At 47.2% G+C, this 23,912-nt stretch carries 24 protein-coding genes and 1 pseudogene; 16 read left to right on the top strand and 9 right to left on the bottom strand.

The genetic code is table 11. The features are described from left to right. From JJQ88_RS12485 to JJQ88_RS12475, 3 genes are all read left to right on the top strand, one after another. The coding region (locus tag JJQ88_RS12485; protein WP_210366229.1) for a hypothetical protein at positions 1–225 on the top strand (225 nt) is incomplete at its 5' end. Between the two features lie 353 nt (positions 226–578). Beyond that, positions 579–2,150, top strand: coding sequence for an L-lactate permease (locus tag JJQ88_RS12480; protein ID WP_210366228.1), 1,572 nt, complete (start codon positions 579–581; stop codon positions 2,148–2,150). A 286-nt stretch (positions 2,151–2,436) separates the two neighbouring features. Then, a complete protein-coding gene (locus JJQ88_RS12475; RefSeq protein ID WP_210366227.1) occupies positions 2,437–3,213 on the top strand; it encodes a transposase in 777 nt (258 codons plus the stop codon). A gap of 37 nt (positions 3,214–3,250) precedes the next feature. Here the strand turns inward: JJQ88_RS12475 and JJQ88_RS12470 are convergent, their stop codons facing one another. The 8 genes and pseudogenes from JJQ88_RS12470 to JJQ88_RS12435 all read right to left on the bottom strand — a co-directional run bounded on the left by JJQ88_RS12470 (position 3,251) and on the right by JJQ88_RS12435 (position 11,021). Continuing rightward, the gene (locus tag JJQ88_RS12470; RefSeq protein WP_210366226.1) at positions 3,251–4,405 is read right to left on the bottom strand and encodes an acyltransferase; all 1,155 of its coding nucleotides are present in this window, start codon (positions 4,403–4,405) and stop codon (positions 3,251–3,253) included. Positions 4,406–4,628: 223 nt separating this feature from the next. After that, positions 4,629–4,703: pseudogene (locus JJQ88_RS21895) on the bottom strand (transposase); the annotation flags it as partial. After that, positions 4,672–5,031: a site-specific integrase gene (locus tag JJQ88_RS12460; protein ID WP_210366225.1), complete on the bottom strand. Its 360-nt coding sequence runs from the start codon at positions 5,029–5,031 to the stop codon at positions 4,672–4,674. The pseudogene JJQ88_RS21895 and the gene JJQ88_RS12460, both read right to left, overlap by 32 nt. A gap of 343 nt (positions 5,032–5,374) precedes the next feature. Next, on the bottom strand, positions 5,375–6,253 hold the full coding sequence (locus JJQ88_RS12455) for a Gfo/Idh/MocA family oxidoreductase (RefSeq protein WP_210366224.1): 879 nt from the start codon (positions 6,251–6,253) through the stop codon (positions 5,375–5,377). Further along, on the bottom strand, positions 6,254–7,591 hold the full coding sequence (locus JJQ88_RS12450) for a GGDEF domain-containing protein (protein ID WP_210366223.1): 1,338 nt from the start codon (positions 7,589–7,591) through the stop codon (positions 6,254–6,256). Between the two features lie 79 nt (positions 7,592–7,670). Continuing rightward, positions 7,671–8,738 carry a dihydrodipicolinate synthase family protein gene (locus JJQ88_RS12445; protein WP_210366222.1) on the bottom strand — a complete coding sequence of 356 codons (1,068 nt, stop codon included), beginning with the start codon at positions 8,736–8,738 and terminating at the stop codon, positions 7,671–7,673. Position 8,739: 1 nt separating this feature from the next. Beyond that, positions 8,740–9,756 carry an NAD-dependent epimerase/dehydratase family protein gene (locus JJQ88_RS12440; protein WP_210366221.1) on the bottom strand — a complete coding sequence of 339 codons (1,017 nt, stop codon included), beginning with the start codon at positions 9,754–9,756 and terminating at the stop codon, positions 8,740–8,742. 17 nt (positions 9,757–9,773) lie between these two features. After that, complete coding sequence (locus JJQ88_RS12435; protein WP_210366220.1) at positions 9,774–11,021, bottom strand: Nramp family divalent metal transporter; 1,248 nt, start codon at positions 11,019–11,021, stop codon at positions 9,774–9,776. A gap of 748 nt (positions 11,022–11,769) precedes the next feature. Here JJQ88_RS12435 and JJQ88_RS12430 point away from each other — a divergent pair. From JJQ88_RS12430 to mtnA, 5 genes are all read left to right on the top strand, one after another. Further along, complete coding sequence (locus tag JJQ88_RS12430; RefSeq protein WP_210366219.1) at positions 11,770–12,888, top strand: sugar ABC transporter substrate-binding protein; 1,119 nt, start codon at positions 11,770–11,772, stop codon at positions 12,886–12,888. Between the two features lie 119 nt (positions 12,889–13,007). Beyond that, positions 13,008–14,492 carry a sugar ABC transporter ATP-binding protein gene (locus JJQ88_RS12425; RefSeq protein WP_210366236.1) on the top strand — a complete coding sequence of 495 codons (1,485 nt, stop codon included), beginning with the start codon at positions 13,008–13,010 and terminating at the stop codon, positions 14,490–14,492. A 1-nt stretch (position 14,493) separates the two neighbouring features. Beyond that, positions 14,494–15,495 (top strand): ABC transporter permease, encoded by a 1,002-nt coding sequence (locus JJQ88_RS12420; protein ID WP_210366218.1) that lies wholly within the window; start codon positions 14,494–14,496, stop codon positions 15,493–15,495. Between the two features lie 15 nt (positions 15,496–15,510). Continuing rightward, a complete protein-coding gene (gene mtnK / locus JJQ88_RS12415; RefSeq protein ID WP_210366217.1) occupies positions 15,511–16,734 on the top strand; it encodes an S-methyl-5-thioribose kinase in 1,224 nt (407 codons plus the stop codon). A gap of 11 nt (positions 16,735–16,745) precedes the next feature. Further along, positions 16,746–17,816, top strand: coding sequence for an S-methyl-5-thioribose-1-phosphate isomerase (gene mtnA, locus JJQ88_RS12410; RefSeq protein ID WP_210366216.1), 1,071 nt, complete (start codon positions 16,746–16,748; stop codon positions 17,814–17,816). Positions 17,817–17,841: 25 nt separating this feature from the next. On the opposite strand, the gene JJQ88_RS12405 is transcribed toward mtnA, so the two are convergent. Then, positions 17,842–18,603, bottom strand: coding sequence for a DeoR/GlpR family DNA-binding transcription regulator (locus tag JJQ88_RS12405; RefSeq protein ID WP_210366215.1), 762 nt, complete (start codon positions 18,601–18,603; stop codon positions 17,842–17,844). Between the two features lie 312 nt (positions 18,604–18,915). Here JJQ88_RS12405 and JJQ88_RS12400 point away from each other — a divergent pair, with 312 nt between their 5' ends. From JJQ88_RS12400 to JJQ88_RS12365, 8 genes are all read left to right on the top strand, one after another. Further along, positions 18,916–19,722, top strand: a complete 807-nt coding sequence (locus JJQ88_RS12400; protein ID WP_210366214.1) for a class II aldolase/adducin family protein — start codon at positions 18,916–18,918, stop codon at positions 19,720–19,722. A gap of 12 nt (positions 19,723–19,734) precedes the next feature. Then, on the top strand, positions 19,735–21,360 hold the full coding sequence (locus JJQ88_RS12395) for an aldehyde dehydrogenase family protein (RefSeq protein WP_246861131.1): 1,626 nt from the start codon (positions 19,735–19,737) through the stop codon (positions 21,358–21,360). Between the two features lie 9 nt (positions 21,361–21,369). After that, positions 21,370–21,693: a BMC domain-containing protein gene (locus JJQ88_RS12390; RefSeq protein WP_210366213.1), complete on the top strand. Its 324-nt coding sequence runs from the start codon at positions 21,370–21,372 to the stop codon at positions 21,691–21,693. Positions 21,694–21,713: 20 nt separating this feature from the next. After that, positions 21,714–22,001 carry a BMC domain-containing protein gene (locus JJQ88_RS12385; RefSeq protein ID WP_210366212.1) on the top strand — a complete coding sequence of 96 codons (288 nt, stop codon included), beginning with the start codon at positions 21,714–21,716 and terminating at the stop codon, positions 21,999–22,001. Continuing rightward, on the top strand, positions 21,998–22,468 hold the full coding sequence (locus JJQ88_RS12380) for a BMC domain-containing protein (protein ID WP_349237131.1): 471 nt from the start codon (positions 21,998–22,000) through the stop codon (positions 22,466–22,468). The genes JJQ88_RS12385 and JJQ88_RS12380 overlap by 4 nt, the downstream gene beginning before the upstream one ends. Continuing rightward, on the top strand, positions 22,468–22,740 hold the full coding sequence (locus JJQ88_RS12375; protein WP_282597695.1) for a BMC domain-containing protein: 273 nt from the start codon (positions 22,468–22,470) through the stop codon (positions 22,738–22,740). The genes JJQ88_RS12380 and JJQ88_RS12375 overlap by 1 nt, the downstream gene beginning before the upstream one ends. A 217-nt stretch (positions 22,741–22,957) precedes the next feature. Beyond that, entirely contained in the window at positions 22,958–23,233 is a 276-nt protein-coding gene (locus JJQ88_RS12370) for a BMC domain-containing protein (RefSeq protein WP_210366210.1), read from the top strand. Between the two features lie 2 nt (positions 23,234–23,235). Then, positions 23,236–23,901, top strand: coding sequence for a phosphate propanoyltransferase (locus JJQ88_RS12365; protein ID WP_210366209.1), 666 nt, complete (start codon positions 23,236–23,238; stop codon positions 23,899–23,901). Positions 23,902–23,912: the final 11 nt, after the last annotated feature.

The following is a 23,912-nucleotide window of genomic DNA, read 5'->3' as shown; positions in this document are numbered from 1 at the left end:
TCCTTTGAAAAATCCGATGAAATTCAAAAAGGGGTTCGGAATGTGAGCATTCCGAACCCCTTTTGTCTACAAACTGAAATCCCTCAATTTAATGAGGGATTTTTCTTATGCATATTTTATGCCTGCTGGCTTGACGTTATGTTTATCTGCGGAACTGCAGGGTGTTACGCCGTAAGTCATTCCACAGCCAGGGCAGTTCATGATGACTTTTTCCAAAGTGAATAGCTCCCCGCATTCACAAATAATTTCATGTTGGACCCTGGGAGGCTGGTTTTCTTTTCCCTTGCTTTTTACATGATCCACGATTGCCTTGCCATCCTTCAAACTAGAACATCCACAGCTCATTCAATTACGCTCCTTTGCTTAGTTATACGCTGTATTTTTCAACCATCTTAGCATGGATTGCGGGTTTGCCATATGAGAAAAGTTACATAGTCAACTTTGCTTTAAATTCTTATTGAACAAAAATTGAATTTATGACATATTAATAATAAGGTCATCAGATGACCTTATGAAATGATAAGTTGCCATATAATGAAAACGCTTTATTTTTACATGGGGCTAGGGGGAGGACTAGTATGTATTTGTTGATTGCGTTAACGGCGATCATCGCACCATTTCTTTTTTTGGTCGTGATGAGGATGCCTGCCGCCAAGGGAATGACATTAAGTTCGCTGATTGTTATTTTGTTGGCGCTCATGGTTTGGGGGATGGAAGGGAAAGTGGTGGTTTCTTCTATTCTTCAGGGTACTCATAAGACACTGACGATCCTGTGGATTTTGTTTGGCGCTCTTGTCTTATTGAACACACTTCGAAATACCGGGGCGGTTGACCGTATCAACCAGGGCTTTCAAAGCATTTCGGGGGATATGCGTGTGCAAGTCATCATCGTTGCCTTTCTATTTGGTTCTTTGATTGAAGGGGCAGCCGGGTTCGGGACGCCTGCGATGGTTACTGGCCCGCTGATGATTGCGCTTGGCTTTAACCCGATTGCTGCCGCGACGATCGCCTTGATTGCTGACAGTACAGCCGTAGCTTTTGGAGCGGTCGGGACGCCAATTGCTGTCGGATTAAGTAACATTCCGGATGCTAATATCTCTTTTTTCAATGAGATAGCGATAAGGGTGACAAGCCTTGATTTGTTAGCTGGGACTTTCATTCCGTTCATCCTGATTGTCATATTGACAGTTTTCTTCGGAAAAGGGTTCAAAGATGCGCTTCCGATGCTTCCTTGGACGTTGCTGATCGGAGTTATCTATACAGGCAGCGCCTTGTTGTATGCAATCTTGTTCGGCAATGAATTCGTTTCGATTTTAGCATCGCTTACTGGCCTTCTTGTCGCGACTTTCACTGCGAAGAAGGGCGTGCTGCTTCCAAAGACGGAATGGAAAGATGCGTTGAGCGAAGGATTCCAGGCGTCAACGGAAAAATCAAAGATGGGAATCGTCACAGCATGGTCTCCGTATCTTATTGTGGTCGCCCTGCTGCTGATCACGCGGATCGTCCCATGGCTAAAAGAATTTACAAACACGGCGATCGATTTTACCTGGAGCAATATTCTAGGAGTCGAAGGTGTCACTTCCGGCTGGGGATTCCTCTATTCGCCCGGAACAGTGCTGACGCTGGCAGCGATATTAGCGTTCATCATTCAAAGGAAGTCCGCGAATACTTTTGTCAAAGCATCAAAAGAGTCGCTTTTATCCATGAAAATGACCGCGATATCATTGATTGCCACGCTTTCCATGGTGCAAGTGTTTGTTAACTCTGGCATGAATGTCAATGAACTGATCAGCATGCCGCAGTACATAGCAGAAGCGCTTGCCGGTTCACTGGGGTCTGTGTGGATTTTCGTCGCTCCGTTCCTTGGAGAATTGGGTGCGTTCATTACCGGCAGTGCCACGGTATCAACCCTGACTTTCTCGCCGATCCAGTACAATGTTGCTGGCCAGGTAGGCCTTGACGTTAACACCGTACTTGCCTTGCAGCTGATTGGCGGAGCAGCAGGCAATATGATCTGCGTACACAACGTCGTTGCCGCAAGCGCAGTCGTCGGCCTCTCCGGCAGGGAAGGTGAAATCATCCGCAAAACACTCGGACCAGCCATCCTGTACGGCCTGCTCGCAGGAATCTCAGGATTCATATTCCTATAAAGTAAATGTGAAGCACGGGGACGGTTCTCGTGCTTCACTTTTTTGCGGAAGTGAAGCAGAAGAACCGTCCCCGTGCTCCAAAAAGAAATGGTGAAATGTTTTGATAAATGTTATATCATTATACTAAACCCCTGTAGGGCTTCATGACCAAACCCCTGATTCTCTTTTTCTCGACCCTCATCGTTTTTTTCAACCTTCTAAACTTTTTTCTGATTGTCTTCATTTCTTGTTTATCCCAAGTTATTTTGGCTGTTTTTTATATTTCTAATATGGTGGTGATACTGAAATGCCGCGCAGAGCCAGGCAGAAAAGCGTGAATGGGATTTACCATGTGATGCTGAGAGGTGCTAATCGGCAGGAAATCTTCCATGATGAATTCGACAACATGAAATTTCTTGATATTGTTAAACGGTACAAAGAGATAGCGGAATTTAGTTTGTACGGATGGTGTTTGATGGGGAATCATGTCCATCTTCTTTTGAAAGAGGGGAATGAGGATTTATCGATAACGATGAAGCGGATCGGTGTAAGTTATGCCTCGTATTATAACTTGAAGTATCAAACGACGGGGCACCTTTTTCAGGACCGGTTCAGAAGTGAAAACGTCGAAAGTGTCCGTTACTTCAAGACTGTCTTAAGGTACATCCATCAGAATCCAGTCAAAGCAGGGATTATTGAAAGGGTGGATGAATGGCGGTGGAGCAGTTGTGCCGGGTACTACGGAAAACCATATTATCCGGGAGGTTTACTTGATCAGGATCCAGCTCTTAGGTTATTCTCCGAAAACAATAATTTTGCGAGGGAACAGTTCAGGGAATACAACGAAACTCCAAACGAGGATGAGTGTTTGAATAATCGCACAGGAAAAAGAAGATTGTCTGACGATGAAGCGAGGCAGGAAATCAAGAAAATGCTAAAGGGAGTGGAAATCGCCCAGGTAAAAAGCCTGCCGAGGCATGAGCGAGTTGAAGTGCTAAAGGACTTAAAAACCGTCGAAGGATTGACACAACGCCAGGCTGCAAGAATATTGGGAATCTCAGCAAGCATCATTTTCAGGGCTTAAAAAGGAAGGTATGAAACGCAGGGACGGTTCTCGTGCTTCATTTGTTATCTGGAAATGAAGCACGAGAACCGTCCCCCTGCTTCCCCCTGCTTCCCCCCATGGTTTGGCTTGTTATGTTTCTGGTGGGTATTGGTTCATTGGATGTTTTTACTTTAGGAACTGTTAAAATATAGTTGCTGTACGGCAGCAGTCGTATTGCTTTCACCAACACAATAGTAAGTGCCAGGATGATTCCGTACGTTACTGGGAATAATGATGTTTTCCAGAAGAATGCTGGCGCTGTTTTTTGAAACACATAAATCACGAACGGATGGACCAGATAGATTGCCATGGATAAGGTTCCGATGGTTTTAAGGAATTTGCTCAGCCACTCCGTTTTCCTGATATCTTCCATTATGCCGGCTAAAAACAGGACTAAAACAGGAATATTGATTAGGTTGGTAGGCCGGTTTGATGGAATGGAACCAACCTGCTTATATTCCAGGACTGCCAGAACAGTCAACACCAACGCAGCTCCAGAAAGGGCGATTTTATACCGTTTCGAAAATGCCAGAAGCGGTTCCCAATAATACGCAAGAAACCCGCCAAAAATAAAAAAGTAAATCCACTTTGGCAGGAATGCCCTCTGATTCAAGAACTCAGCCAGGAGTCCATCCAGGTCTGCAGGCAACGCGGTTTTCAGGAAATACAGGTTAACAAGAGCCGCGATACCCAGCAGGACCGGCCAATGCCTTCTTGAACGAAACACCTGTAAAATCGAGAAAATTAAATAAAACTGAAAAACGATAGAGATAAAATATAAATGATAAAAAGCATTGCCCGACAAAAAATTCACGACAAATAATTTGCGGCCATTTTCCAGTGGATTAACATTTTCTGCATAATACATAAATAGCAAATAAAAGACACTCCATACGAAAAAAGGAATGCCAATTTTGGTAAAACGGCTTGAGAAAAACTTTTTAAGGTCGAAGCCTCTCTCCCTTGTCTGATAGAAAAGCAGGAAGCCACTAATCATCGCAAACATCGGTGTTCCAAAACGGCTGATTTGATTAATGAAAAAAGTAAAATCATTATACTGCTGGCCTTGCTGATAAAAATAACTCGCAGAAACATGGACGAGTAGTACCATCAAACTCGCAATCGCTCTAATATAATGAATCTCATAGATGTACCTGCGCTTGGCACTCATCTACCACACCCCTAAAAACAAAGATTTAAAAAAACACCTTATACCATAATAAAAGAAAAAACCAATCCCTGTCCCGATGTAACAACCATTTAACACAAAATTAGTGTTATTTTAATATAATGAAACGCAGGGACGGTTCTTAAAGCGGACAATCGGAAGTTTTGCGTGAAAAAAGGCACGACGAGCGGTGTCATCTGCTCATCGTGCTTTTTGATTTTTGGGTCACTCCAAAGGTGACGGTATCCTCATCAATGGAAATGATCCGGTTATTTGAAATGGCAATCCTGTGGGTGTAACGACTCCCTGGAAGGGATGCCGGGAAATGACTGGGTACGCCTCATCCTTGGAACCTTCATTGGATTCCATTCCTTCTCCAGGACATACGTATAGAAGAATCGGACAGAAGAGATATATGCATTGATGGTCCCGGCCGACAGCCTCCGCTCATTTTTTAAATGGAGGATATAATCCTGGATATCCTCAAAGGTCGTTCTATCAATCGGACGATCTTGTTCAGTCATGAAAGAGATGAATGAACGTATCCTTCTTGAATAGGACTCTCTTGAAGACTCGGGAGTATTTTTGAGTTCGAAGCACAAGTTTACTTTTTGATCATATTGATTCATTGTGTGCTTCCTGTTTTTAAATTGATATTTTAAATCAAGAGGCAGGAGGGGCTCTAATAAGGGAATGTGTGTTATATAATTTTCGATGGTTTTGAGTTATGATCATAGTGAAAAGTTTCTTTCTATTGTATTTGTTTGGTTTGGCGATTAAACAATACAATAAGAAAGGAAACTTTTCTTTTTTTACGCACTTTTTTAACTGTTTAAACTAGACTTGGAAGCCATCGCGGAGCGATTTCGTTCTTCTCCTGCTCCAGTCGTTAGCTGGAAATGAAGCAGGAGAACCGTCCCTGTGCTCTGCTGCCGGGCATAAAAAATGAAGCAGGAGAACCGTCCCCCTGCTTCACGCTCTTGAGTGGTTGATCATTTCGATTAGTTTGATGATTTCTAGGGTTTCTTCTTTTGGGATGGGGCTGTTTTTTGTTTTGAAAAAGTGCATGGCTTGTTCTAGGAGGCTGGCGTAGAATGGTTTGCTGTCTTTTGTGATGTCTGCATGGTAAAATGCGTCCTTTGTATGGAGTGTTGCGCCAAAGCGGGAGTGCCATTCGTTTTCCCCTCTTATGACGGCATGTCTGCCGTCGCTCCATTCGATAATCGCCGTTTCATGATCGCTGCTTTTTTTCATCGTTATGCCCGATGCGCCTGTCCCCATTGCGGCGATGACCATTTCGACCATATGGATCCCATACCAGAAGTAGCCGGGCATGAGTGGCTGCATGGGGAGGGGGCCGTGGACGTAGATCCCGCTGATGTCTTCATGATGTTCTTCAACCAGCTGGTGAAAGGATTCAGCGTAGCGGAGGGAAGAGGAACTCATGACAGGGATATCATATTCTTTTGCCAAAGCGTATATTTCTTCTGCATCTTTCAAGGAAGTGGCCAATGGTTTGTCGATGAACACAGGTTTTTTATAAGAGAGCAGCTGTTTAAATAATTCAAGGTGCTTCCTGCCGTCGACTGCGGTTAAGAGAATCGCGTCACTCGCTTCAGCGGTTTCTGCGATGGAATGGGTGATTTCCACTGAATGGTCGTTGTGAAGTGTTTCTGTATAACCTTGCACCCGGTTCCTGCTGATTTCCAAGTCTTCGGAGCTGAAGGGGAAAGCATAGGCGACCCTGCCGCCTTCAATGTGGAAGGGGTGGTCCGGATTGTTCAAAAGCTTGGTGAATTCGAGGCAATGAGAGGTATCAAGGCCGATCATGCCAATGGTCAATATTTTCATTCATCTTCCTCCTTGCTTTGTAAAATAATCGCTGTCTTTCAGCTGGTATACTTGGCGCGGACGGCCTCTGGTCGACATTTTTTCCATCCCTATGATGGAGATGAGGTCGGCATCAAGCCATTTCAATATGATCCTATGGGCACTGCGGGCTGTTATTCCCAGCGTTTCGGCCAGCTCATGAGCCGTGAATTGGCTGTCCTGCTTCCTTTTTATCAGGGAAATCAGTTTTTGCTGGTAAATTGCTGACATTCCTGCCTGTTCCGCTTTTTTCAGCAAGGTCTCATCGGTGATATACAAAGGATAGGAGATTGGCGCGGACATTTCTACCGGTCCGAACACGCTGCGGTCTTCCTTTACAATGAAACAGCACCCACCGCCAAAGTCCTTTGCCTGCATTAGGGCGATCCGCGCGTGAGTGCCTGCCTCATTCGCGGATAATCCAAATCCGACACCCATGGATAGTTCCATTTTCAATTGCTTCTTCGCCTCTTCGATGAGAGGGATCCATTTGTATCCCTGTGTGATCCGCTCGAATACCCCTCTTGTTGTGATGAACATGTATTCATTTCCGCTGAGCGAGGTCAAATGGCCTTCAAGCTGTTCGACATAATCGAGGATCAGGCGATACAGGCGGAGGTTTTGCCGCTGGATCAGATGCTCTGATGTTATTTGATTCACGAGTTCATGGTAGCCGTCTACCTGAATCAGGCCGAATACAATCTGGGATTCGCGATTCCTCCGCTTTTCCGTTGACAGGAGGGCGCGTTCAAGTGTCACGATGATATCCTCGTCGGTTGGGACAACCCACTGGTTTGGGATGCCCAATTCAGCAAGCTCATCCGCAACGGCCTTGATTCCTGTTATCGCGCAATTTGTTTTCACGGATTCGAAGGAGGTTTGATGGAAATGGACCATCTCCTTCAATCGATCCATATGGAAGGCACTTTCAAAATGGAAGACAGGAAAGGTTTCATTCACTTCCTTGAGCGCGCGTTTTACTTCTGCTGCAGGCAAAGTATCTAACGACAGGCCGTTTATAGCTGGCTGGATTTGCTTTATTTTATACAAAGCCCTGTACAGGCCCGACCCTTTCAATGGGATATAATGGGCCGGAATGTGGGCGGGGATATCCTGCTTGGAGAGGGAATAAGGCGGCCACCCTGAATACAGAAGGACATCAACTTGGTTTGCCAGTTCCTTTGTGAAACGGGGAGCATCAAGGATTTGATTGGAAAGCCGGAATACAGGCTGGAAATTAGGGAACATTTTCAAACAATTGTTCAGTTTTTCAAAAAGGATCTCGGGGCCGATGACTCCTATCTGGATTTGGTTCTGCATGAATTCCCTCCGGTAAAAAGCTGAACACTCTCCATAAGGGAAAGTGTCCAGTAATGATGGCCGTTTCATAGGCAATTGATTAGAACGGATTTCTCCTATTAGTAGATTCAAAAAGGATCTGTTTTACAAAAGCATCATCATTCAAGTGCGGATAATCCCTGTAAATCCGGTCGATTTCGTTTTCCTGGCCGTGACTTAGCTTTTCTTTTTCAAGAAGGCACCAGTTTCCTTTAATCAATCCTTGCCGGGCCAGTACCTCGTTTATTCCTGCTATGCAGCCTTTGAAGCTATTGGCCGTATCGAACAGCACGGCGTTCGTATCGGTAATTTCCTGGGCTAGTGTCAGGAAGGAAGCGGGAATCTGTTCATTGTTCCTGACAGCTTTGATTTCTTCGAACAGCTCCACTGCCTTTTTCGTCCAAACCGCCCAGTGGCCGAGCAGTCCGCCGATGATCTGCTTTTTGACGGGATGGCCATTGACCTGGATTTGATACGTGGTCAGCAAATCGTTGACGATATTATCATCGTTGCCGGTATACAGGGCAATTTCCTCATTGCGTGAAGAGTGGCACACTGCCCTTACGACATCAAGTGTTTGGTATCGGTTGAAAGGGGCGATTTTAATCGCATGCACATTTGGGATTTCGGCAAATTCCTTCCAGAATTCATAAGAGAAAATCCGTCCGCCGACAGAGGGCTGCAGGTAAAAGCCGAATACAGGTATCGCTTCGGCAACCTTCCGGGTGCGCTCAAGCAATTCTGCTTCTGACAGCCCTGCCAAACCTCCATTGCTTAACAGTCCCATATCATATCCTAAGCCCTTTGCGATCTGCGCTTCTTCAACTGCTTGATGTACGGGCCCGCATATCCCTGCTATTTTGATGAATGGGCGAGTGAGTTTCTTCTTATTAATTTCTTCGACAGCAAGCCGCAAAACCCTTTCATAAAGGTTGAATTCAGGGTCCCTGATTTCAAATTGCGTTGTATGGACGCCGACAGCGATTCCTCCTGCCCCTGCATCCATGTAATAGTTCGTCAGTCTTCTCTGGCTGTCCTCATCCAGGCTTCGGTCTTCGTTCAGCGCCAGAGGGTGGGCTGGGATCACGGTGCCTTCAAACAATAATTTATTTATCTCATTCTTCAGCATGTTAAAACGCTCCTTGACGTTCTTGGAAATGTGTAGGTTTGTTCAGTACATAGCCATCTTGCTTCACCCAGTCGGCTGTCCAAGAGATCATCTGATTCAATGACACCTTTGGATAGCCAAAGAGCTGGTGCGCTTTTGAGGCATTGTTCAGCAAAGCGGTCGGCTGCTCTTCATTAATAAATGAAACGGTTTTATTGAACGCCTTGCCAAACTGCTCGGCCAGCCATCTGACGGAAATCGTTTCAGGGCCAGTCACATTGAGGATTGCCGGAGGATTGTCAGCCAGCAATAGTGAACGGAGAGCGTATTCATTGGCATCTCCCTGCCAGATGACATTCACATGGCCCATTGTCAGGTCGACCGGTTTGTCCTCATATACCTGGCGGGCAATCTCCAGAAGAACACCATAGCGCATGTCAATCGCGTAATTCAGGCGGAAGATAGTCGTAGGCGTGCCGTTTCGATAAGAGAAATTCGTGAAAATCCTTTCCCTTCCCAGACAGGATTGAGCATATTCGCCGACTGGGTTGACAGGATGCTCTTCGTCACAGCCTCCCTGCGAGACAGGTACAAGTGGATACACATTTCCCGTTGAAAAAACAACAATCCGGGAATCCTTGAATTTGTCGGCGACACGACCAGGAAGATACGCATTCATTCCCCATGTATAATGTTCATTGCCTTTTGTCCCGAATTTATTTCCTGCCATATAAATGATATTTTTCACATTTGGGAGACTCTGAAGATCTTCATCATTCATCAGGTCGGCTGCGATTGTTTCAACGCCGGCTGCCTTGAGCTCCTCTTGCAGGGTGCCGGAAGAGAATCTCGAAACACCGATGACCTTTTTGGCCGAATTTCCTTTCCTCAGGGCTCGGACGGCCACTTTTGCAAGAGTCGGCCCCATTTTTCCGCCTACACCGAGAATCAGGATGTCACCATCAAGGCCGCAAAGATCATTGATTAATTCGTCAGAGGGAATGGTCATTATTTCTTCTACTTCTGATATGGTTTTCATGTAAAGCACCTCCGGATTTATTTGAAAAAGATATTGATAATATTGTTGGCTGCCAGCAAAAGGAGGACGATCAGCCCAGCGGCGCCAGCAGTATTTTTCCAAAGCGTATTCTTCAATGGCCCCATGATTTTTTCATCATTTGCGACGACAAGGATGGCAATCGCAATGAATGGAACGATGACAATCGTGATGGCCTGGGCGAAGATGATCATATTGATCGGTGCGCCGCCAAAAACCAACCCAATTAGGGAGCCGAATACCATGACTAGTAAAATAAGGCTTTTCACAGCTTTGGAGGACAGTTTGCTGCCGAGGCCCAGCCCGTCAGCCAGCAGGGAACCGCCGATGGTGGCATTCCCCATTTGCGAGGAGAAAGATGCGCCGAATAATCCAACCATGAACAAGACAGTAGCCCAGTTTCCATAGAGGGGCTCCAGAGCCAATCCCATCTCCGAGACCGAATTGACGACGATTCCCTGAGGCTTGAGGATGGCAGCGGCGCAAATCATGATCATCATGGAAATGAAGCCAAGGATGAAAATGCCCAAGTATGTTTCTTTGATACTCGTACTGTTTTGCTGGAGCGTCCAGCCTTTTTCCTGGACTAAGTAAGATTGATAGACGGCCCCGACAATGGAAAAGCTTGTGGCGGTAAGGGCGATGATGAGAGGCAGTGAACCGTCAGGGATGACAGGGACAAAGCCTGAAAAGATATCGGCAATGGATGGTTTTGTTAGAACGAGAGTGATAGCAAAGGAGAAGAGCATGAGAAGTACAAGGCCGAGCATTAATTTTTCAAGTAACTGATAGAAGTTCCTCGCGAATAAAAGCGCCATTCCAAGCAAGGTGATCGTAATGATCCAGAAAGTTGAAGAAAAGCCGGTGATCGTTGAAACAGCCAGACCGGAACCAAGTGCATTTCCTGCCTGGAAGGATGCGGTCACAAGAAAAGCGCCCAATCCAATCAGCACTGAAGCGGGTTTGCCCCATTTCTTCTTCATTACCTGGATGAAAGACTCTTTCGAGGCAAGGCCGATCCTCGTGCTCATCTCGGTGTACATCATCATGAAAAACACGACAACCACCAAAACCCAAATCAGCTGCATCCCATAAATGGCACCGATCTTCGAAGACAAAGTCAAACTGCCAGGGCCAAGCACCAGTGCCGACGTAATGAATGCCGGACCCAAATAGCTTAAAAAGTTCTTCTTAACCTTCATCTCCCCGCCAGGAACAATAGGATTTTCTTTAATACCCGACTCCATAAGCCAATCCCCCTCTTGAATAGTTAAATAGGATAAGATATTCCGAAAACACCCAACATTTTCGATATATTCAGAATACTTACACCCCCATCATATCCACCCCCACAAATTAAGACAATGTCTTTAATACGTCTTTAATTGAAGCACAGGTGAAGCACAGGGACGGTTCTCGTGCTTCATTTTCTTGTGGAGCAGGGGTGTGGAGCAGGGGGACGGTTCTCGTGCTTCACTCCCTTTCCAAAGCACAACAGACAAGGAATGCCTTCATTCGTTTTTGTTTTTCTTTGTTTATCTTTGTTTTGTGTTGGTTTCTAGTTGGGGGTCATCCCCTTTTGGGCTGATGGTCCAGACGGCGTTTGGTTACCTATAGGGCAATAAAGGCTCTTACAAAAGTCACTGCTAAATGGAAGTAATCCCCTTTAATTCTACAAAAAGAAAACCAAACACACCTATATGAAGCAGAAGAACCGTCCCCGCGCTTCACCCACATTTCACCCATGCTGGAGCAAGAGAACCGTCCCCATGCTTCCGAAAACAACATAAAACAAGACTAATCGGTGGGTTTTGTGGATAAAAACCAAACAAATTATAAATAATTCAAAAAAAACATTGTATGAAGGTGGTTTGCGTGATAAAATCTAAGCAATATGTAAGCGCTTCATGCTTGATTCTTCTATCTGCTAGATAAATAGGCATCTTGGGCGTGGGTAGATAGGCTTGAATCCAATTATTCTGAGGGGGAAAAAAGATGAGGAAAAGAAACTTTCTGAAAAGTGCTGCAGTATCATTCATGGCAATGACCCTTTTATTGACAGGCTGTTCGTCGAACGGGTCCAGTGAGCCGGCTAAAGGGAAGGAAAAGGTTTCCTTGGAGAATGTGCCTGAGAAGTTCGCGAAAGGCAATGAGATGAAAATCAAAGTCATCAGGAAAATCGGCGGGGATGACCATACTGCCCAATTCCTTGCAGGTGCCAAATCAGAAGGGGAAGCGATGGGCTTCCAGGTTGATGTTTTCACGGCAAATGGCGACACCGCAAAATTCCACGATGCGATTGCACAAGGATTGCAGGAAAATTATGATGGCTTCATCATTTCACATGGTGATGACGCTGCGACTGTAGAAGATGTGAAGAAGTTGACTGAAGCTGGCAAGAGCGTCGTAACTTTCGACTCCAATGGCGATTTGAAGAATGTGGAGGGCGTGACGTTGACATCCCAGGATGACGAAGCCCTTGCAAAATTGGCTTTGGACCAATTGGTGAAGGAGACGAAAGGCGAGGGCAACATTGTGTACCTGTGGGTCGACGGATTCCCGCCGATGGTCCGACGCAACAACATATATAAGGAAGTACTTGAAAAGAACCCTGGCTTAAAAGAAGTTGAACGATTCGGTGTCGCTGCTTCAGACACTTCTGTCCAGACACAGAACGCGGTTTCCGCCATGCTGAACAAGCATAAAAAAGGAGAGATCGATGCCATCTTCGCTACTTGGGATGCTTTCGCGATTGGTGCAGCCCGTGCCATCAAAGAAGCTGGCAGGGATGAAATCAAGATTTATGGCATCGACGTATCAAATGCTGACCTTCAGCTGATGCAGGAAAAAGGTAGCCCATGGAAGTATACAGCCGCTGTCGATCCTAAGCTGATCGGTGAAATCAACATGAGGATCCTGGCTAAGAAGCTAGCCGGCGAAGAAACTCCTCAAACCTATGACCTGGAGCCTTCGATGATTGACCAGAAAACACTCCAATCATCAAAAGAGCCTGTCAACATGCAAAGCCTGGCAAACATCATCGATGGCTGGGGCAATTCTGATGCGTTCCTTGAGGATTGGATGAAAACACTCAAAGACCACTATAAAAAATAATTTGAAGATACAGGGGCAGCACACTCTCTTATGGTCATCTCTGTAAGAGAGTGTTTGCTTTACTGGATTCATTTCCATTTCAGAAAGGGGGAAGGACTGTGACAAGAACGTTGCTGGAAATGAAGGATATCACCATTGAATTTCCCGGAGTCAAGGCCCTGGATGATGTAAGCTTCTCAACGGAAACCGGAACCACGCATGCCCTGATCGGGGCGAATGGGGCCGGGAAATCCACATTGATGAAAGTCCTCTCGGGAGCCTACGGCCACTACACGGGAGAGATCTACCTTGATGGCGAGAAAATAACCATCCGGTCTCCTAAGGATGCGCAGCAGCATGGGATCCAGATCGTATATCAGGAAGTGGATACGGCGCTGATCCCGTATTTGACTGTCGGTGAAAATATCATGCTGAATGAAATGGTGAATGATATGGGGGCCAGGCAGATTGTCAGCTGGAAAGAAATTCACGAAAAAGCGGCAGAAATCCTTGAAAGCATGAATGTAAAAGTGTCCACAAGGAAGCTTGTCAGCGAATTGACGCTCGCTGAAAAACAGATGGTGCTGATCGGAAGGTCAATCTTGAAAGACTGTAAGTTCCTGATACTCGATGAGCCGACAGCGCCGTTAAGCCATTCCGAAACGAATGAATTATTCCGGATCGTACGCAACCTTAAAGAGCGGAATGTCGGCATCATCTTCATCTCCCACCGCTTGCCGGAGCTGTTCGAAATCTGCGATGACATCACCGTGATGCGGAACGGGAAATTCGTCACTAAGGAAAAAATCGCTGAAACAACGACTAATAGGGTCATCGAGCATATGCTGGGGCAGAAACTCGAAGACCAGTTCCCTAAAAACAAGGTAATGATCGGAGACACGCTTCTTGAAGTCAAAGGCTTGCATGATGAAGGAGTCATCAAGGATATTTCCATGCAAGTCAAGGCGGGTGAGGTCATAGGCGTCGCCGGGCTTGTAGGCGCTGGAAAAACAGAGCTTTGCAAGACGCTGTTTGGCGCCACGAAGAAAACAGCCGGTGAAATCATCCTTAAAGGAAAGCCGCTTCGGATTAAAAATCCCCATCAAGCGGTAAGGCAAGGAATCGCCCTTGTTCCGGAAGAACGCAGGAAAGAAGGGATCCTTGTCTCTGAATCGGTATCCAGCAATCTTAGTTCAGCCAATCTTCAAAGATTCGCTAAAATCCTAAGCTTCCTTGATTTCAAAGCAGAGAAGGACAAGGCGAAGGAAATGATCGGGAGCCTGGGAATCAAGACTCCGTCGGAGAGCACGAAAGTCCAGAACCTATCTGGCGGAAACCAGCAGAAAGTTGCGATAGGCAAATGGCTGCTGACGGATGCGGAAGTGTATATTTTCGATGAGCCGACAAAGGGTGTGGATGTCGGGGCGAAAAAAGATATCTTCGAGCTGATTTCGGGTCTTGCCCAGCGCGGGAAGGCGGTCATATACGCCTCTTGTGAGCTGTCTGAAATCATCGGCATCACTGACCGTGTCTATGTCGTCTATGACGGGAAGATAGCCAAAGAGCTTGAAACGGCGTCAACGAATGAAGAAGAACTACTATTCTATTCAACAGGAGGCAAGTAAGATGAGCGTTCCAAATCCTGCTCCGTCAAAACAGACAGTAAGTAAGACGTTCGATTTTTTTGACTTTCTATACAAATATGGAACGATCCTTACGATCTTTATCTTGATTGCTGTATTCGCGGCAACGAATCCGAGCTTCATCCAGGGAAACAATATCGTCAATATCCTACGGTCCATCTCGATAGTGACCATCATCGCGATTGGCATCACCATTTCATTGACGGTCGACGGCTTTGACCTTTCGGTAGGATCGGTCGCTTCGTTATCGAATGCGATTGTCATATCGATGTTTGTGTGGTTTTCGCAGAACACTTTCATCGCGATCCTTTCGGCGATTGCTGCTGCGCTGATCGTAGGCGCGCTCAATTCCTTCATGATCGTGAAAATGAAGATTCCTGACATGCTCATGACACTGGCGACAATGTTCATCATCCAGGGGATTGCCCTTACATATACAAAAGGTGCGACGGTCTCCCAGAACATGGTCATGCCTGATGGGACTTTTTCTGAGGGGACGATCAGTCCGTTCTTCGCAAAAATCGGCCAAGTGCCATGGATCATCCTGATCATGGTTGTTGTTGTCATCCTGGTGCATATCCTCCTGACGTATACCAAGCATGGCAGATATATGTATGTGATTGGCGGCAACAAAGAGGCTGCGAGGCTTTCGGGCATCCCTGTCAATAAATACAAAATTGCGGCCTACCTTCTATCCGCTACCTTTGCTTCCATTGGCGGGATTGTGCTTGCATCCCGTGTCATGACCGCAGAAATCAATGCCGGAGCCCCGTATCTAATGGACTCCGTTGCAGCGGCCTTCATCGGTTTCTCTGTCTTTGGGGCAGGCAAGCCGAACGCACTTGGGACATTTGTCGGAGCTGTGCTGATTGGGATCCTTGCGAATGGATTGGTCATGATGTCTGTCCCGTATTATGCGATGGATATTGTAAAAGGAACGGTATTGGCATTTGCGCTTGCGCTTACTTACTATAAACAAAAGTAGAGTGGGGGAATAAAGATGGCTACTTTCACAACCGAGTATTTTACAATGACAGAGGCGGATGCAATCGAATATGCAAAAACCCGTCTGGATTTCTTTGACAACGATGCCGAGCTTTCATGCAAGGAAATCGGCGATGGCAACCTCAACTATGTATTTAGATTAATAGATGAAAAAAATCATAAGTCCCTGATCATTAAGCAGGCAGGACCTGTTGCGAGAATATCGGATGAATTCAAGCTTTCACCGGACCGCAACCGGATCGAGAGCGAGATCCTGGAACTCCAGTACAAGCTGGCGCCAGGGTTTGTGCCAAAGATGTACGGATACGACCCGATCATGAACTGCTGTGCAATGGAGGATCTTTCTGACCATGAGATCATGAGGACAGCGTTGATCAATCATAAGAAGTTTCCGTTATTCGCAGACCATATCACCACCTATATGGTGAACACGCTGCTGTTGACCTCAGATGTGGTAATGGAGCATAAGGAAAAGAAAGAACTCGTCAAAAATTTCATGAATCCTGAACTGTGTGAAATAACGGAAGACCTCGTTTACACGGAGCCATTCTATGATTGCCCTCGCAATGATGTTTTCCCGGCGACAAGGGATTATGTCCAGGAGCACATCTGGAATGACAAAGAGCTACAGCTCGAAACCGCGAAACTGAAATTCGAATTCATGACGAATGCCCAGTCGCTACTTCATGGCGACCTTCACACAGGTTCGATTTTTATAAAAGAAGATTCAACGAAAGTAATCGATCCGGAGTTTGCGTTCTACGGGCCAGCGGGCTATGATGTCGGCAATGTCATCGCCAACCTTACCTTTGCCCTTGCCAATGCGAAGTACACGATCGACGATGCCGGACAAAGGACGGACCAAATGGAGTACCTGCAAAACACGATCATCGACATCATCGACTTGTTCAAGGAGAAGTTCATCAGGTCTTGGGAAGAGAATGCATCAGATCGTACAGCCCGTTATGAAGGATTCAGGGACTATTATTTAGACACTGTGCTTCGCGATACTGCGGCGGTGTCGGGTCTGGAGCTGTGCCGCAGGATTATTGGACTTGCCCATGTAAAGGATATCACTTCCATAGAGGATGCAGGAATGCGTTCAGCGGCGGAGAAGCTATGCCTCACAGCGGGCAAGCGATTCATATTGGAACGGAACAACTTGAGATCAGGTGAAGATTTCATCAAGGTGATCAAGGAAAGTATCGAGAACATCTAGGAGGTAAGGGAATGGAAAAACCAGTGGATGCAATCCAATCGGTAAGGCTTGACGACGAGAGAGATACGCTGGTCCTGCTGGATCAGACGCTTTTGCCGAACGAAAAGAAATTCCTTGAACTGAAGGAATTGAAGGATATTTGGGACGCGATTTACTACTTGAAGGTACGCGGGGCCCCGGCGATTGGCATCGCGGCAGCGTATGGCGTCTACCTTGGGACAAAAAAATCCGCAGCAGATTCATATGACGCTCTTTATGAGGACTTCAAAAAGGCGAAGGACTATCTGGCGTCTTCAAGGCCGACTGCTGTTAACTTGTTCTGGGCGCTTGACCGGATGGAGGCTCGCCTCAAAAGCGAAAATGGAAAGAGTGTTTCTGAAGTCAAGCGTGCCTTAAAAGAGGAGTCTGAATTGATCCGTGCTGAAGATGAGAAGGTGTGCGAGTCAATTGGTGAGCATGCCCTGTCATTGCTTGAGCCTGGGATGGGAATCCTTACACACTGCAACGCGGGAACGATTGCCACTGCTAAATATGGTACCGCTCTTGCGCCGATTTACCTTGGGCAGGAAAGAGGATATGACTTCAAGGTGTTTGCCGATGAAACCCGCCCGTTGCTGCAGGGGGCGCGTCTTACAGCGTGGGAATTGCAGGAGGCAGGTGTCGATGTCACGTTGATTTGTGACAACATGGCTTCGATCGTCATGAAGGAAGGGAAAGTCCAGGCCGTGCTGGTAGGGTGCGACCGGGTAGCCGCAAATGGGGATACCGCCAATAAAATCGGTACCTCAGGGGTCGCCATCCTCGCGAAGCATTATAATATCCCTTTCTATGTATGTGCGCCGCTATCGACCATTGACCTTGAGTGCAAGACAGGGGATGACATCCATATCGAATTAAGGCCTGCTGAAGAGATCACGACCCAATGGTATGAAAAACCGATGGGGCCAAAGGATGTGCAGACATATAATCCAGCCTTCGATGTAACGGACCATGAACTGATTTCAGGGATTGTCACTGAGAATGGCATTGCCTATGCTCCTTACACAGAAAGCCTTCCGAATATGTTCAAAAATAAAGCGTAAGAAAAAAGCCGGCATTGCCGGCTTTTTATTCGCATTCGACAAGCTGCACGCCTTTTTCTGCGAGGAAGCTGTGCCATTCTGGAGGGAGTTCTTCATCAACGATAATCGTGTTGATCTCCTCGAAGGTGCAAATGCTTGTGAACGACGTTTTATCAAATTTTGTATAATCCGCAATCAGGAAGACTTTGTTCGCGTGTTCAGCAGCTATTTTCCTGATGACTGCCTGCTGTTCATTGGAATCGGTAATCCCGTGCTGCCTGCTGACCGAACGGCAAGAGATGAAGGCAGTGTCGAAAAAATAATGCTCCATATTCGTTTCCGCCGTGCGGCCAAGGTTCGATAATGATGACCCGGAAAGGGTGCCGCCAATGATCACGAGCTTGATGTTACTGTTATTCATCAACTTTGTGACAACTTTGATCGAATTGGTCACGACGGTAAGCTTTTGGTTTGTCAGCATGCTGGCGATGACAAGGGATGTCGTCGAGGCATCAAGAAAGATCGAGTCGCCGCTTTTGATATAGGAAAGAGCCTTGGCTGCGATTTTCTTTTTTCCTTCCACATGGATGAATTCACGAAGATTGACATCGACGTCATTTTGGACACCGTCGGAAATATAGGCGCCGCCATAGGTGCGGTTCAGGAAACCTTCGTCCTCTAGCTGTTTTAAATCCCTGCGGATGGTTTCTTCTGTGACATTGAACATTTTCGTCAGTTCAGAAACAGTGACGCTTTTCTTTTCGATGACAAGTTCCTTTATTTTGCTTTTTCGGGTTATATGCAACATGATAGTACTCCTTAATCCAATAGTCGTTTTGTATTATACCATTTTTGTTTGGTTTTTCACAGTTACTATTCACACAAAGAATCATCAAACAGTATTTATAGGAAGAAAAAAATTAAAAACAAGAATCAATTACCGTGTTATTGGTATTTTCTTTGTTTTTGTGGGATTTTATGAATAAATCAGAAACAAACAAAAATAAACGTTGACAAAAATGCTATAAAATAAGAATATTAGATTAAGTATAATTGGGTTTTTGGTTATTTGTGTGGTTTTGAAGACCCATCGCAGCTGAAAAGTTAGGAGATGTAAGCAATGATTGCGACAAATAAGTATTTGTCAGATTTTGAGGCGAAAAAATTGATTTGCGAGATTGGCAGGAGAGTATATAACAAGAATTTCGTGGCTGCCAATGATGGCAATATATCTGTCAAGGTTGGCCCCAATACGATTTGGACGACACCAACAGGAGTAAGCAAGGGGTTCATGACTCCGGACATGATGGTGAAAATGGACCTTTCCGGGAAAGTGCTGTCAGGCAGGCTTAAACCATCATCAGAAGTGAAAATGCACCTGCGTGTCTACCAGGAAAATCCGGATGCGAACGCAGTCGTGCACGCCCATCCTCCTGTCGCGACTTCATTTGCCATTGCAGGCATCAGCCTTGATCAGCCAGTTTCTCCTGAAGCAGTCGTTATTTTGGGGACCGTTCCTGTAGCGCCATATGCGACGCCAGGAACCCAGGAGGTCCCTGATTCGATTGCGCCATATTGCAAGGATTACAACGCCGTGCTTCTTGCCAACCATGGGGCACTCACCTGGGGGAGCGATTTGGTACAGGCTTATTACCGGATGGAATCACTTGAGCATTATGCTCTCATGCTCATGTATTCAAACAATATCATCAACAAGGCAAACGAGCTGAATTGTTCGCAAATATCCGATCTGATCAACATCCGCGAGAAGATGGGCATCAAGACGGGAGGCATCCCAACTTGCGACCCAAAAGCAGTTGGCGGGCCGGCCGGGGCCGGAAATGATGGGAACGCGGAGAAAGGCGAGTTGATTGAGTCGATTGTCAGGAAGGTCACCGAGGATGTATTGAAAAAATATCTCAAGTAAGGGGGAAGCAAGTTGAGCACCCAGATTTCTGAACAGGATATACAGAAAATAGTCCAATCCGTCTTACGGAATGTTGAAGCGGCCATCAAGGACCAACCCTCCTCTTCAGCTAGCAGCCCTGGAAACACCCCGGTCCGGTTGAAGCAGGCGGTCCATCCTTCGCAGGAGGCCCGCAGCCATGTATCTGCCGGAACCGCCGGACGAGTGTCTGCCGGAACAGCCAGCCATGTGTCTGCCGGAACGACCGGCCAGGGTCTGGATTCCAGCCAGCAGGGGGACCAGGGGGTTTTCTCCAGGATGGAGGAGGCTGTCGAAGCCGGCCATCACGCGCAACTGGTCTATATGAGGAATTTCCAGCTGAAGGACAGGGAAAGGATCCTATCCGCCATACGGCAGGCTGTTTTGGATGAAAAAGAACAGCTGGCGAAGATGGTCCATGAAGAAACTAAGTTAGGTAACGTCGCTGACAAAATTGCGAAGCATGAATTGACCGCCCTGCATACACCAGGGACCGAAATCCTTAAAACAGAGGCATTTTCGGGTGATGATGGACTGACGATTGTGGAAGAAGCTCCATTTGGTTTGATTGGTGCGGTCACGCCGGTGACGAACCCGACAGAAACGATCCTCAACAATTCAATCGGGATGCTGGCAGCAGGGAATGCGGTGGTATTCAATGTCCATCCTTCTTCGAAAAAATCAAGTGCCTATATGGTGCGCCTGCTGAACAAAGCGATCACGTCCGCTGGCGGTCCAGAGAACTTGGTGACGATGGTCGGGAACCCGACCCTGGAAACGATGCAGGTGCTGATCGACAGCCCGAAGGTCAGGATGCTTGTCGGGACAGGCGGGCCCGGACTCGTGAAAACACTCCTTAAATCAGGGAAAAAAGCCATCGGGGCAGGAGCGGGGAATCCGCCTGTGATCGTCGATGATACAGCAGACATCGAAAAGGCGGCAAAAGCTATCATCGATGGGGCTTCCTTTGACAACAACCTTCTTTGTATCGCTGAAAAAGAAGTGTTTGTCCTTGAATCAGCTGCTGATGACCTGATTTTCCACATGCTCGATAATGGCGCATACATGCTTGATAGGCATCAGCTTCAGCAAGTCATGGGCTTTGCGCTTGAAGAAAATGAAAAGCAGGAAGCGCGTGGCTGCTCGCTCGATAACAGGCGTGAATACCATGTCGCAAAAAAATGGGTCGGCCAGCCGGCGGGAGCTTTCCTGAAGGAAATAGGAATTCCCGCCAATGAAGAGATTAGGCTGTTGATTTGCGAAGTCGATTTCGATCATCCGTTTGTCCAATTGGAGCAAATGATGCCGGTCCTTCCGATTGTCAGGGTCAAGACGCTGGATGAGGCGATCGATCTCGCCGTCAAGGCAGAGCATGGGAATCGCCATACAGCGGTCATGCACTCCCGGAACGTGGACCATCTGACCCGGTTTGCAAAAGCCGTCGAAACGACCATTTTTGTTAAAAATGCTTCATCCCTTGCAGGTGTCGGTTTTGGCGGTGAAGGGTTCACGACAATGACCATTGCCGGTCCTACAGGCGAAGGAATCACTTCTGCGAAGACTTTTACAAGACAGAGACGCTGTGTATTGGCTGAAGGCGGATTTCGGATCATAGGATAGGTGATGGAGATGGGCAATGCAATCGGATTATTGGAAGTACAAGGGTATAGTGTGGCGCTTGCGGCGATGGATAAAGCCTGCAAGGCAGCGCACATCATGATTGAAGGAATCGACTGCAACAATCCTGCCTCAGGCGACAGCGCCCCGATCCCGGTCGTCGTCCAGGTGAAATTCACCGGGAAGGTATCGGACGTGGAAATCGCGCTGGACGTTGCAGAAGCCGAAGCAGCGAGATATATAGATGGACGTGACATTTCGGTCCACCTCATCCCATCGGCGACGGATGGCATGGAGAAGCTGCTTCCGATTGGAAAGGTCAAGGTCAAGGCTTAAGTCGATAAGAGGTGAGGCTCATGAAACAATCAATTGGAATCCTGGAGGTCGTCGGGAATGTAACCGCTTTATCGTGCGCGGATAAGATGGTCAAGTCCTCATACGTAGAGATCCGCAGCATCAAGAGGATCGGGACCGGCATGATCGCTGTCATCATCCGCGGGGATCTCGCCTCTGTGCAGCATGCGATCGCCGTCGGCCAGGAGGCGGCAGGCGAACACGGAGAGCTGGTTGCGGCAAAGGTCATTCCCAGGCCTTATGAAGGGCTTGGGAAGCTAATCAATCCCTCGGAAGGTGGTGGACAGTGATCAAGTATGAAGCAATAGGTGTCATTGAGACTCAATACTTCGCTGTGGCGTCCGAGATTTTGGACAAGGTTTGCAAAGGGGCGAATGTTGAATTCCTCTCATCCGAAAAATATCTTGGCGGCAGGCTCGTCAGCCTGATTGTCGGCGGCAGCGTGCCGGATATAGAAGCAGCAATAGATATAGCCAAAAGGGTCAGCGAGGATAAACCAGGGAGTCCGCTGAAGATGGCCCTGGCTATCACGAATCCGCATGAGGAAATCATGAAATACATCATCCCGGGCAGGGGGGAAACTCCTGCGGCTGGACAGGCTGCTGCACGATCAAACAAGGAAGGACAGCAGGAGGGCCGTGATTCAGGTCCGCTGATCATCGAGGATCGACCAGATAAGGATGCAATCGAAGCAGAAGGCGACAGACAGGCAAAAGGAAAATCGGCCAAAGTGAATAATATCGAGGAGGAAAAATGATGAATGAATCAATCGGCTTAATCGAAACAAGAGGACTCACAGCGGCAATCGAGGCGGCAGACGCCATGTTGAAGGCAGCGAATGTTGAAATTGTCGGCAGTGAAAAAATCGGCTCCGGCCTTGTCTCTGTGATTGTCAAAGGGGATGTTGGAGCAGTCAAAGCAGCAACAGAAGTAGGAGCGGAAGCAGCACAGCGTGTCGGAGAGCTTGTGGCCGTCCATGTCATCCCAAGACCGCACAGCGATATTACAAAGCTTCTGCCAAACTTATAATCTCTTTTTTTATCGAAGAGTTATGTTTGATTTTTGAGAAGATTTGGAGCGGAAGGCACGGAGACTCCGGCGGGGCTGTAGGGCAGGGGGGCTCCGTGAAGCGCAGAGCGCTGAGGAGGATCCCCGGTATGCCCGCGGAAAGCGAAGTGCTTGAAGCGGAAATCAACAGTCAAATATGACATGCCTATGGAAAAATAAAAAACTGGAGGCGAAAAACATGAGTGGATCATTAGGAATCATTGAAACAAGAGGACTTACAGCAGCAATCGAGGCGGCAGATGCCATGCTGAAAGCAGCAAGCGTCGAAATCGTAGGCAGCGAAAAAATTGGCTCCGGCCTTGTGTCTGTCATTGTCAGCGGTGAGGTTGGCGCGGTCAAGGCTGCGACAGAAGTTGGAGCGGAAGCGGCACAGCGGGTGGGGGAATTGGTGGCCGTCCATGTCATCCCAAGGCCGCATGGTGATGTTGCGAAATTGATGACTGGATTGAAGTAAACATGAATGCTGTGAATCAATCAGAGTTATTGGTTGAAATTACGAAATCAGTCGTTGACGAACTTAGGAAACACAAGCTTTTAAGTGAGCCTTCCCGCAGGGAATACGTGCCTGTCAACATCTCTGCCAGGCATGTCCATCTTCAACAGGATCATGTCAGCCAACTCTTTGGGGAAGGTTACCGCCTGACAAAGATGAAGGAGATTTCGCAGCCTGGGCAATTTGCCTGCCATGAGCAAGTAACGATCCAAGGTCCCAAGGGCACGATTGAAAAAGTCCGGATCCTTGGCCCGTTGCGGAATCAGACACAGGTGGAAATCGCGAGGACCGATGCCAGGAAGCTCGGCCTCAATCCGCCTGTCCGCCAGTCTGGAAACATCGAGGGATCTTCGCCGATTACCATCATCGGGCCACGCGGGAAGGTCGAATTGCATGAAGGCTGTATCATCGCTGACCGCCATATTCATATGACGCCAGCGGACGCTGCCCAATTCGGCGTATCCGATCAGCAGAAGGTATCTGTCGTTGTTGAAGGGGAAAAGGGCGGTCTCATGGGCCAGGTGACCATCCGCGTGAGGGACAATTATGCGCTGGATATGCATATCGATACAGACGATGCCAATGCATTCGGGCTTGCAGGGAATGAAGAGTTGAAAATAATTCCCTAAAAGGGGGAGTA

This window comes from Bacillus sp. REN3, assembly GCF_017912555.1.
In the GTDB taxonomy this organism is placed as follows: Bacteria; Bacillota; Bacilli; order Bacillales; family Cytobacillaceae; genus Mesobacillus.
Note: the sequence above shows the minus strand (reverse complement) of the source record. Positions and strands in the feature narration are given on the sequence as shown.